Raw genomic sequence first — 11,172 nt, 5'->3', positions numbered from 1 at the left:
TACACGTTTAGAGCAAGACGTTCCAAAAATCGGCATGGAAAGTACTTCATCAACTTCAGCCCAGCTGTGAGTAACAAAGCAGCCACGTACATGCGGCAAACCATTCGACAGTGGAGGATACATCTGAAACCAGGCTTAAAGTTAGAGGATATCGCTCGTGAGGTAAATCCAGTTCTACAAGGATGGATTAACTATTACGGACGCTTTTACAAATCCCAAATGTACCCAGTACTGCGGCACATGAACAATGCTTTGGTTCAATGGGCTAGGAGAAAATACAAAAAGCTGGAAATCCATAAGACAAGGGCGGAAAACTTTTTGGGAAACATAGCCAAGCGAGAACCCAAACTTTTCGTCCATTGGAAGATGGGAATCAAGCCAACGGCTGGATGATGGGAGCCGTGATGAGCTGAGAGGTTCAAGTCCGGTTCTGAGAGGGCCTGGGCGGTGTGATTCCCCCGGGCTACTCACCTTCTGATTGGCTTGATTGCTCCTAAAGCCTATGCAGTCGACTTGAAACAGAAAATCAAGGAATTCCTGAAAAACGAACTCTGCCTGAGGTTAAGTGACGAGAAAACCAAAATCACACATGCCGCAGATGATGACGTGCCCTTTCTCGGATATATCATCCGCAAGGGCTCTGTCAAACACAGTAAGTTTCAAAGCGACCCTTTTGATCCAACCCTCCGTATCTACATGAATACGGAGGGCATCCTGAAAAAGCTACGTGAAAACGGTATGTGTAAAGGCAACGGTTATCCCATTGGTATCACTCGCCTCCTTAGAGAATCTCCGGAAGAAATCATCAAGTATGGCAACCAGGTACTCCGTGGACTCCTGACTCAGCAACGCGGCTGTGCAAACTTCTACCTGGGCTCCCGCATCCAATACATCGTGCAGTTCTCAATCGCTAAAACTCTGGCGCGCAAATTTGACATCAGCTTAAAGAAAGTGTTCGCCCGGTACGGCAAAGCTCTCTTGGTCAATTACACAAATGCCAAAGGTAAAGCCTGCTCTGTCAGTCTGGCACTGTACAAATCTTTGGCGAGAAAAAACGACTTCTTCGCTAAAATCAAGTCGGCAGTTAATTCATTTGACTTACCAAAGTTTAACTTGATGGACCAGCTTTCCCGTGTATGCTACATCTGCGGCAATCCGCATTCAAATGTCAACATGTATCACCGGAAAACGAAGAAGAAGCTCGACAAGCCCTACGCACCGATTGTCACTGTCATGCTGGACATCAACCGGCGTCAGATACCCCTTTGCGGACACTGCTTTGCTAATGTCGAAGCTGGCAGGTTCCAGCTTAATCAGCTGAAACGACGATAACCCATTTGGAATATGGAGAGCCGTGTGCGGTCAAAGCCGCCTGCACGGTTCGGGAAGGGGCGGGTTACTTTGCTAATCCGCCTATTTCATTATTTTGAATTTAATCTCAGAAGGATACGGCAGGACGGAAAAAGTCCATCCTGCCGCATAGTTTCTAAGATCAAAAAATGATCTGCTTGTTCTTCATTACGAATTGCCGCTTCTATTCGACACTACTTCCCGAAGCGAAAAAGCCTTGCGGCTCTCAGGGCGGCAGCATAAACGGTTTGCCGGTTAAGCAAACACCATAGGAATTTCACCTCTCCCAGGATCTCTGCGAGCCGCCCCCATTGCTTGAGTCTCTGGCTGGACTGAAGTAGCATTATCACTGTCCATTTCATTGCGAAACAGTCCACCACAGACTGTTTTATGACCGGGTGTTTCCGCTCGTCACCTTCGATGCCATCGGTTCGACGGATGAAATTCATCCGCAGGCAGTCTTGGCGCGCCCGTCAACGTCGCTGCCGCTTTTCACACGGCTGGACAGCTCATGTATTTGTGCTGCCGGATATGAAATTTTCAAAGAACAATAGGGGAATAAAAAAAATCCCCTCACTTCTTTAGGAAAAAAAGTGAGGGGTTGGACGGAAAATTTTTTTATTTCTAAAAGTTTTTTTAGCTTGCCAAGAGCCCTGACCTTTCGGTCATGTAACGTCATGCGCGGAATACCAGTTTCCGCAGCCAATTGATGCTCGCTTTTTTCGAGGTAAAACAGCGCTATAATCAGCTGGCGTTCAGCTTCATCTAGCTGCAGCAGACATTGTTCAAGCCTTGTAACCATATCGCGCTGAACAATTTCATCCTCCATGGAATCCTCTGCAGTAGAAATTATGTACCCCACGGAGATGCCTTTCTCATTGCAGCCTTCAAGCGAGATATTGTTATACTCCGCCAGCTTGTCCAGGTACTTCTCCCTGTCCCGGCAGTGGTAATAGGCTTTGTAGACCTCCTTGGCCACTGTGACGCGCGTCCCTCTAACCAATAGGGTATATTTTTTATCATGGTTGTCCATGAAGCTTGTCCTCCATTTCATGATTTTTAAAATCTGGAAATGAAGAACAAGCGGAGGGGAGCGGCATAAAATGGAGCGGCCGGTTTTATATAAAAAAACGCCCATTTGGAAACATGCCAAATGAGCGTTAAGGATGCTGTGTATTTTATTTTTTCGCGCGTTTAGCTCTGCCCGGCAGTTCAGAATCGGGCTTACCGCAAATAGTTTATCGTATGCCATGATGCAAAGAGCATAGATATCCGCGTCATCACGCCAGGCCACTATTCGGTAGCGACTGATAATTTTTTATTACATACTGAGAAAGCATAAAAATAGCCTCCAAACTCGTAAGCTCGGAGGGCTTCGACAGGTATTTAGGCATAGAAAGAGACCCGCTTGGCAGCCAGGCTGTCATAATGCATTTGCATAGTAGACCCTATGACTTTGCGTCCTTACCTTTCGGTAAGTTTGCCTAATATTTCATTTTTTCATAAACACATCATTCTAGATTAATGTGTAATTGAAACGATTATTATGCTGTTATAAGATAATTCATTATCAGCCATTGCAGTATCGGCTTTGTGCATGTAATTTGCGACCCTTATAATTCAAGTCATCTAGATAGATCAACTCTGTCTTAACTTTATATTTTAGAATGCTGATATATTGTTCAGTCACCGGTCGGCGTAACCGAATCTGCTTCCACCATTAAAACAGCTGTAGGTTCTTTTACATAAGGCCGATGCAAAATGCCTTTAGGAATTGTAATACCCTCATGTGTTTGCAGTGTAAGGGTTTTATCTTCAAGTTCAATATGCAATTGACCTTTCACAACAAAGAAAAACTCATCCTCATTATCATGTTTGTGCCAGTGGAATTCACCTTCGTTAAAAACGCCTAGCCTCACTAAACTATCATTCACCTTGCTTAAGGTTTGATTGAACCACTTTTCTTTACATGCATCAATAAGCTCAGGCACTTTTATAAGATCAAGAAAATCGAATTTTGCACCCATATTGATCGCATATTTGTTTTGTTCACTCATAATATCCTCCTTAAATTTTTATTTTTATAGAAGTTTAACTTCCGCATGCCGGTTTATAATCTGCTTTTCATTTAATCACCACGGGGTTTACGGGACTTGCCGTCGCCCAGTGAATCATTAAAGGTGACGCCACATAAAGTCCGTTATACTTACCGTCTTTCTCACAATCTTCAGCCCATTGTTCCAACCAATGTGCCTCTATGAAAACAATGCCAAGATTTCTGCTGAGAGCCGCGTGCATTGCATTATAAATCCCAGTCTCCGGGCAGGGGATCATTTCGTTGCCTAATGTATCTGTTCCAAATACGGAAATTTCCATTTCATAGAACCATCTGATAAGGTTTTCATCATAATTTATACCCGGCTCGGCAAAGTCCTTATAGAAGCTTTCCGGACCTTCATTGAAGAATAGATTGAATATCCCCGTTCTGATCAAGACTATATCGTACTTTTTTATTTCTAGCTTCTGGTAGTCTGCTGTTTCAATCAAATCTTCCAGTGTGATCCTCGTATGCATTTTCAGGTAAGGTACTTTTTTATATCTTGCTATATCCAATAGAACTACGTGCCCGACAATTCCTCTCTCTGCAATGGGCCGGATACTGGCTTTTTTGATCCCTCCAATCGAATTGGCCGCTGCATTGTAGCCGTTCCAGGCTTTATCAGCAAGCCAGGTATGCGCCAGAGCGTCGCAATGAGTTGTTCCATGGCAGTTTACAGTGATAATATCATCTGCATATTCAACACCACCCTTCCCGGCTATGACGGCACCGCTAAGATAATGACTTTTATCACGGCACATCCTATGCAATTCCTTCTCTCTGCCCGGCCAGTTCGGCGCTTTACCAGGGGAATTCAGCGCCATCATCAAAGTGAATGTTCTTCCGGATTCCACTGCTTTGACACCTCTTAAAATCTCACTGTCACTAAGAAAATTCAAGCCTCCTACCTCATCGTTGTCTCCCCATCTCCCCCAATTGTCAGGAAGTCCTTCGAAAAAATCCGCCGTCGCTTTAGACATTCCACACCTCCTTTGGTTGTATGCCGACCATGTTTTTTCAAGATACAATTTGCATTTATCAAATCAACGCTTCCAACTCCCGAATCTATTAACCTCCGGTCGAAACTGATAAGATAGAGGACAAACTGCATTATTTCTCTAGGACTTATTGCTCATAATCCCTTGGAGATAGCTCAAAACACATATCAAGTTTTTCCGGAAAGAAGCTGCATTCATGAATTGATGTGTGAATAATGCACTTCCGATTGTGAAACCCCAAGGCTGGATCTGATTTACAAAATTCAATCTGTCAAAACTGTTGATGCTGCCTGCGATCACCAAAGGGATTTTTACTGAGCGGGAGAATTGTGTAATTAGTTCTGCAGAGTTACCAAAGAAGCGGTAGGCCAGCAGATCAATACCATCCACCCCCAGCCCCTCAAGCCTTTTCGCATCCTCTATAATTTCCTCAATGGAGTTTCCGAGGATAGAGGGACTTCCCCAGACGTCACCACAGAAAGGAAAGTATTTGGTGCTGGAATTTTTGAGGAACTGCGCTACGGATGGAAAATATTTGGTGCCCAACAGGTAATCGATTCCGCATTCTATTGCGAGTTTGGCACCGGCCAGACATTCTTCCTCAGTGTAGCTTACAATTTCCATGTGCGTGACTTTTCCTGCAGCCTTGATTGCTTTTGCAAGGTCCTTCATTTCCTCCACCGGGAGCCCGATATTTTTAAAGCCCCAGTGACAGACCGGCAGGTCGGTGCAGGATTCAAACACCTCCTTTGCATTTGCAACAGTAACATCATTATGTGTGAGCATAACAATAAGCTTCATGCCTTATCCCCCTTTCGTTGACTATCCTTACTTAACTATCCAACAACAATATATAAAAAAGTGAGCTATATGTCAATAATTTGTCGCTCATAACGCTCAAAATTTACAATTTCGGTCATGATAATGATTGAAAGTTTGTCACATCGAGGCAACTATAATCCTCAATTTAAACCAGTTCGCTCAATTATTACGCACATAATAATTGACAAATGAGCGAATGTGAGTTATTTTATAAATAAAAAGCGAAAAAGAGGTACATTATGCGGTCAGACAGATTACAAACACTTCTATCATATATTGATCAACACGAATATGCTTCATTTTCAGAGCTTTGCAAGGAGTTCAAGGTATCGAGCGCCACAATGCGCAGGGACCTGAAAACGCTGGCTCAAAAAGGCTTGATTAAACGCATGCATGGTGCGGTGAAGTCTAAGATTGATGATCAGAAGTATGAGCCTCCATTATCCGAACGTATCAATATGAATATTGATGAGAAACGCCGCATCGCAGAACGGGCGATGGCGGAAATCAAAGACGGCGACAGCATCATCCTGGATTCATCCACTACTGTTTGTGAACTTGCTAAACTGCTTGCCGACAGCAACCTGAATATCACAGTGATGACAAATGATATCGAAATTGCTTATATACTTGCCCCACACCCCATCATAGAATTGATTGCTGTAGGCGGATACATCCGCAAAGGTTACTATACATCGATGGGTTTCTTTGCAGAAAACCTGTGGAAAGAGCTGCATGCAGACAAATTGTTTTTAGGTGTGGATGCGGTTGACCTGAAATATGGAATGATGAATTACCGTATCGAGGAGATGAGCTGTAAAAGGCTGATGATCGAACGCGCAAAGGAGTGCGTGGTGTTGTGCGACCATACCAAGTTTACTTCGTCCGCCGTTCTTCAAATATGTCCGTTTGATAAAGTAGATAAGGTTATCACCGGAACGGAATTGGATTTATCAATCATGAACGATATGCAGAGAATCGGTGTAGAGATTGTACGGGTTTGATTGATCAGCTGTTTGTTTCGGGCTCTCTCAAAAGGGCACTGCAATATCGGTTATAAAAGGAATGCTGTGACAACAGCCAAAGGGGGGAATGTATACATGTATAAAGCTGCGATTATTGCAGATGACTTTTCCAGTGTAACAGACTGTGGCGTACAGTTTGCAAAAAGAGGTCTCTCTACAATAGCAATGGCGGAAATGCCTAAGGGTAAATTCCCTTGCTGCGAGGTCTTGTCAGTGGATACGGACAGTCGTCCACTTCATAAGGAAGCTGCCTACCAAAAGGCAATGGGCGCTTCACTGTACTTGAAGAGGATCGGATGTGAGCGTATTTACAAGTCGGTGGATTCTACTCTGCGCGGGAATTTAGGAGCTGATATTGACGGGGTGATGGATGGGTTCAGTTATCCGATAGCCCTGGTAGCTCCGGCTTTTCCCTACTATGGCAGGACAACCGTTGACGGAGTTCACTACCTGAACGGCATACCCCTGTCGAAGAGCCCTGTTTCACTGGATCCCACCTGCCCGGCTCTGAAATCAGATCTTGTCAGGGTTTTAGACGGACAATCGAAACGCAAGGTTGCCCACATTCCTCTCGTGCAGGTACGTGAACCTTCAGTTATATTCCAGACGAAGATTCGGCAATTGGCTGCCCAAGGGATTGGACTGGTAGTTTTAGATGTCGAATCGGAACAAGACCTTGAAACTATTGCGGCGCATTCTGCAAATCTACCTGATTGCCTGGTTGTAGGTTCTACCGGCCTCTCACAATACATAGCCAGCGCTTGGGGTATAGCCAGGTCCAAAGCATATGCTCCATTTCCAAAGGCTGAAGGCCCTGTAATCACAGTGGCCGCTAGTGTTTCGCCTGTCACAAAGCAGCAGGTGGAGCTATTGATATTGCAGCCGGGAACTCATGCACTCTGCATGCCCTGCTGGCAGCTTGTTGACGGAGGCTGGCAGCAATATGAGGAAGAGGCCAATGCGGCACTGAGAACAGGCAAGGACCTTGTGCTGTACCTGGATTCCACACCGGAGAGCAGAGCAATACTTGATAAAAAAGCGATGCAGCATGGTTGGGATAAAGTCCGCTTAGCGGCTGAGATTGCCGGCGCTATGGGTAACCTTGTCGGAGCTGTTGCTTCCGGCGGTATTCCGGGAGGTATTGTGGCGACAGGGGGAGATGCAGCCAAGGCAGTCTGCCGAGCATTGGGCAACGATGGGATGGAACTGCTGGGGGAAGTGGAGCCTGGCATACCGGCAGGCAGGTTCACCAGCGGCAGGCGCTTGCTTGTTGTTACAAAAGCCGGTGCGTTTGGTACACCTCAGGCGCTCTGTGTTTCCCGGAATTTTCTGAAAGGAGTAGATCATGAATACTTATAAACGACCGATCATTGCCATTACAATGGGGGATGCCGCAGGCATCGGCCCTGAAATAATCGTGAAAGCTCTTTCCTATAAGGAAATATATCGATATTGCAGACCGCTGGTTGTGGGAGACATCAACATGCTTCACCGGGCAGAAGGAATCGTGCATACCGGTCTTTCCATGAAAAAGGTGGAGACCCCAAAAGAGGGTTGCTATAAATTTGGAATGATAGATTGTCTCGATATGGGCCTTTTACCGGATGATCTGCCTTATGGGAAAGTAGATCCCAGGGCAGGCCATGCCGCTTTTCGTTATGTGGAAAAGGCAGTAAACCTCGCATTAGCCGGTGAGGCTGCTGCAATTTGCACAGCACCGCTCAACAAAGAAGCATTACATCAAGGAGGGCATAAATATCCCGGCCATACCGAAATATTAGCCGACCTGACCCACACTGAGCGTTTTGCCATGATGTTCTGCTCCGAACAACTGAATGTCATTCTGGTAACCATTCATGTTGGCCTGCTTGATGCCATAAAGCTTGTGACATCAGAAAGTGTGTATGATACTATCCTATTGGCTAACGAGGCAATGAGCCGAAAGATTACGGAAAGACGGCCTCGTGTTGCAGTATGTGGAATAAATCCCCATGCAGGCGAGCACGGTTTGTTCGGATACGGAGAGGAAGAGGAAAAAATCTTGCCGGCTGTTAAACTAGCGTCAGAAAAGGGCATAGATGTCGTTGGCCCGCTGCCAGCTGATACCGCTTTTTATCTTGCACGGCGAGGTGACTATGACATTGTTGTAGCAATGTATCACGACCAGGGACTGGGCCCAATCAAAGTAATGGGAATCGAAAAAAGTGTAAATATTACTGTGGGTCTCCCTTTTATCAGAACCAGTGTTGACCATGGCACAGCCTTCAATATCGCCGGAACCGGTAAAGCGGATGCACAGAATATGAAAGAAGCTATCAGGCAGGCATGGATTTTAAGCGGTACATCCTGGTAAGTTGTAAAGAAGAAGCTATTATATGTGCCGGAAACAGAAAACAGGAGAGTGTTACTCCTCATATTGAGACAGTAATAGTACCACATATTTTTGCCTTGGGCTGTCAAAGAGCTAAGAGTTCTCTCTGATCAGCAGAGATTATTATTCTTTTTCTGCCGATAAATTTCATAGAGTGAGAGATTCACCTTCATAGTTCACCATGGATCTATCCATAGTTCATGAAAAGGTCAGACCTTCCCCCTGGCGGGAAACTCTGACCTTTTGCAAGTTTATTTGGCATCATCCCGAGCTAGGAAGAACATATTGCTGCTCTTGCCGGCGTTCTCACGCCACTCTGCTCCTTACGCAGGCGACCGCGTTTTTCAAGGTCAGCTATGGCGCGTTTTACCGTACTGCGAGACAGCCTCAGTTCTCTGGCAATGGTACCGATCGCCGGATAGCATTTGCCGTCCTTGTTGGCACGGTCACACAAATACATGAACACGGCCACTACCCTGTGAGCCATCTCCATTATGTTGGCTATTTCATTTTTGTAAATAGGTATGCTTCCTCCCGATATACGCAATACTGGGGTGTATTAAAATATTTTTTATTTTTCATTCATTCCAAAGAATATCCAAAGGTCGACGTAGCAACTGATGCTTAAAAACAGGAATATTGTATTTCTTCCCAAGTATTCTTAGCTGTTCTTTGTAGGCACCCTTTAAGTTATCATGAAATGCAATACCAGCAATACCGCCTTTAATGGACTTTACGCAATTTTCCAGTTTTCCTTGCCCATCTTCACTTTCATATTGTCCTGTTACCAACCAGTGGTTGGGTATTATATGAGATATACCAAAAGCATTGTCTTCCCAAGTCTGTAGTACGGCACTTGCAAAAGCTGGCTCAAAATGCACACCGCCCACGCAAAGCAGGTTTTTCTGTGTTTTACCATTACTATTAAAAACGTTGGTAAGAGCCTGTGCAATAACTTTTGCTGCAGAGTAGTTTGACCAGCTTTGTGGGGTACTCCCAATCTCAATATCAACTAATGGTACTGGAAACTGAGGTATCATATCTGGAGTACCACCATTATTGATCATACCGGACCAGTGAGTTGCTTCCGTGGTAATCCTAAAATCCTCTAATCCGGCATCAATTCGATTTTTCTCCAAGAACCATAATAAATTGTGCATGTAAACAGGATCAACATTACCAAAATAACCGCTATCCACATCTCCTGTAGTATGAACCGATAGGATTCCATCCGGAGCATTTTGCCCCTCATGCCATGTCACAAGGCCCGCCATGTCAAAATCAGAAAAATACCGGTTCATAATTGGCAGATAGTGTCTATAATCATGGCAAACAACTTTATGAGTTTTAACGAAATAGAATTCATTTCCTATATCATCCGAATGTTTTAACACCGGATTATTATCAATATTAATATCTGTCTCATTTAAACTATACATTTCTGATAGTGCATTAAAAACATGCCCTGCAACCGGGTCGATATTTGAGTTCATACAAAAAAAGTAAACTACTTTTTTAGCTGAAGACATTAATTTTCCCTCCTGTTTGATTAACTTAACTATTGAAAAATTATCATTCTACTATCGATTACTAATTTTATCCACCGCCCAAACACTGACTAATATAATTTGTCTTTATAAGCTTTAGCCTTCTCGATTAAAAGGATACTTAAGGAAGCCCCCACTACAATGATAACCAACATATTTATAGGGTACAGCTTCCATTGCAGCATAAAAAACATTGCAACAGCAGCACCTGTAGAAACAAGCCCAATTGCTAAAGCCACCTTCGAGTTTGCCCAGGAGTTAATCCTACCTATTATACTAAGAAACAAAAGTTCGAATAAACCTGCTCCTATACCTATTGATAAAAATGAAATTACTCTGATCATTAACCATAGAGTTGAATCACTCATAAAATTAGTTGCAGTAGTAACTCCCCAAATCCCCAGGAAAATCATCAAGCCCGAAAGCAAAACCAGCAATGAAAAAGGAATGCTGACTATCCGTCCATTTAATTGCAATGATACTCTAATTGATCCAGAGCTGAAGCATGATATTTTTCGCAGTCAATTATTTTTCAATATTATACCAATTAGATGAATCGCTTAAGAAACTATGACTCATTAGCAAAGTTATACCTTAGTCTCACATCACTTTATGAAGACTGATCTGCCTAGAAACTAAATTATCTCACCACAAACAAACCCTAAAGGGGGCCATTAATTATTTTTGAAATTGTCATCCAAACGTTGGATGATTCTAACTTACCAATCTCCACTGGTAATTATTATCGATAACAATTGACGCTATACGGGTTAGATCCAGAACATCCGCTGTACATGCTTTAAAAATAAACTCTAACAAGCCATTGATCCCGAGTACGGCTACTTTTTTCTCTAGAAGCTCACTATGTACTAGCAAAACATTCATAAATCGACCGATTTGCATAAGGTGATGAAATCCTACCATGGCATTCCAATTGTAGGAAAAGCAGTGCTCATATTGA

Annotated in this window: 11 protein-coding genes, 2 pseudogenes and 1 riboswitch; of the genes and pseudogenes, 6 read left to right on the top strand and 7 right to left on the bottom strand. The window is 43.8% G+C overall.

Annotated features, from left to right (window positions below; genetic code table 11):
- Both JL57_RS22765 and JL57_RS22760 read left to right on the top strand, forming a co-directional pair.
- Positions 1-393: group II intron maturase-specific domain-containing protein (locus JL57_RS22765; protein WP_291300444.1), on the top strand; the 393-nt coding region annotated here is incomplete at its 5' end.
- Between the two features lie 81 nt (positions 394-474).
- Positions 475-1,332: pseudogene (locus tag JL57_RS22760) on the top strand (group II intron reverse transcriptase/maturase); the annotation flags it as partial.
- Between the two features lie 463 nt (positions 1,333-1,795).
- Here the strand turns inward: JL57_RS22760 and JL57_RS22750 are convergent.
- The 4 genes from JL57_RS22750 to JL57_RS22735 form a co-directional block, all read right to left on the bottom strand.
- Positions 1,796-2,383, bottom strand: a complete 588-nt coding sequence (locus JL57_RS22750) for a sigma factor-like helix-turn-helix DNA-binding protein (RefSeq protein WP_291300442.1) — start codon at positions 2,381-2,383, stop codon at positions 1,796-1,798.
- Between the two features lie 374 nt (positions 2,384-2,757).
- A riboswitch (cyclic di-GMP riboswitch) is annotated at positions 2,758-2,845 on the bottom strand.
- Between the two features lie 187 nt (positions 2,846-3,032).
- Positions 3,033-3,407, bottom strand: coding sequence for a cupin domain-containing protein (locus JL57_RS22745; RefSeq protein WP_291300441.1), 375 nt, complete (start codon positions 3,405-3,407; stop codon positions 3,033-3,035).
- A 67-nt stretch (positions 3,408-3,474) separates the two neighbouring features.
- A complete protein-coding gene (locus JL57_RS22740) occupies positions 3,475-4,428 on the bottom strand; it encodes a cyclase family protein (protein WP_034144217.1) in 954 nt (317 codons plus the stop codon).
- 138 nt (positions 4,429-4,566) lie between these two features.
- Positions 4,567-5,247: a hypothetical protein gene (locus tag JL57_RS22735; protein ID WP_034144216.1), complete on the bottom strand. Its 681-nt coding sequence runs from the start codon at positions 5,245-5,247 to the stop codon at positions 4,567-4,569.
- Positions 5,248-5,507: 260 nt separating this feature from the next.
- Here JL57_RS22735 and JL57_RS22730 point away from each other — a divergent pair, with 260 nt between their 5' ends.
- The 3 genes from JL57_RS22730 (at position 5,508) to pdxA (ending at position 8,646) form a co-directional block, all read left to right on the top strand.
- Positions 5,508-6,272 carry a DeoR/GlpR family DNA-binding transcription regulator gene (locus JL57_RS22730; protein ID WP_045690901.1) on the top strand — a complete coding sequence of 255 codons (765 nt, stop codon included), beginning with the start codon at positions 5,508-5,510 and terminating at the stop codon, positions 6,270-6,272.
- A 96-nt stretch (positions 6,273-6,368) separates the two neighbouring features.
- Complete coding sequence (locus tag JL57_RS22725) at positions 6,369-7,652, top strand: four-carbon acid sugar kinase family protein (protein ID WP_034144215.1); 1,284 nt, start codon at positions 6,369-6,371, stop codon at positions 7,650-7,652.
- Positions 7,639-8,646, top strand: a complete 1,008-nt coding sequence (pdxA, locus tag JL57_RS22720) for a 4-hydroxythreonine-4-phosphate dehydrogenase PdxA (protein ID WP_034144214.1) — start codon at positions 7,639-7,641, stop codon at positions 8,644-8,646. The genes JL57_RS22725 and pdxA overlap by 14 nt, the downstream gene beginning before the upstream one ends.
- A 269-nt stretch (positions 8,647-8,915) precedes the next feature.
- Here the strand turns inward: pdxA and JL57_RS22715 are convergent.
- A pseudogene (locus JL57_RS22715) lies at positions 8,916-9,157 on the bottom strand (helix-turn-helix domain-containing protein).
- An 85-nt stretch (positions 9,158-9,242) separates the two neighbouring features.
- The gene (locus tag JL57_RS22710; protein WP_034144213.1) at positions 9,243-10,193 is read right to left on the bottom strand and encodes a D-aminoacyl-tRNA deacylase; all 951 of its coding nucleotides are present in this window, start codon (positions 10,191-10,193) and stop codon (positions 9,243-9,245) included.
- Positions 10,194-10,352: 159 nt separating this feature from the next.
- Between JL57_RS22710 and JL57_RS22705 the strand changes: the two genes are divergently transcribed.
- Complete coding sequence (locus JL57_RS22705) at positions 10,353-10,766, top strand: hypothetical protein (RefSeq protein WP_034144212.1); 414 nt, start codon at positions 10,353-10,355, stop codon at positions 10,764-10,766.
- Between the two features lie 159 nt (positions 10,767-10,925).
- Here JL57_RS22705 and JL57_RS22700 read toward each other — a convergent pair.
- The coding region (locus JL57_RS22700) for a hypothetical protein (protein ID WP_034144211.1) at positions 10,926-11,172 on the bottom strand (247 nt) is incomplete at its 5' end.

It is taken from the genome of Desulfosporosinus sp. BICA1-9, from assembly GCF_000802135.1.
The sequence above is the reverse complement of the archived record's forward strand: the minus strand, read 5'-3'. Positions and strand labels throughout refer to the sequence as shown.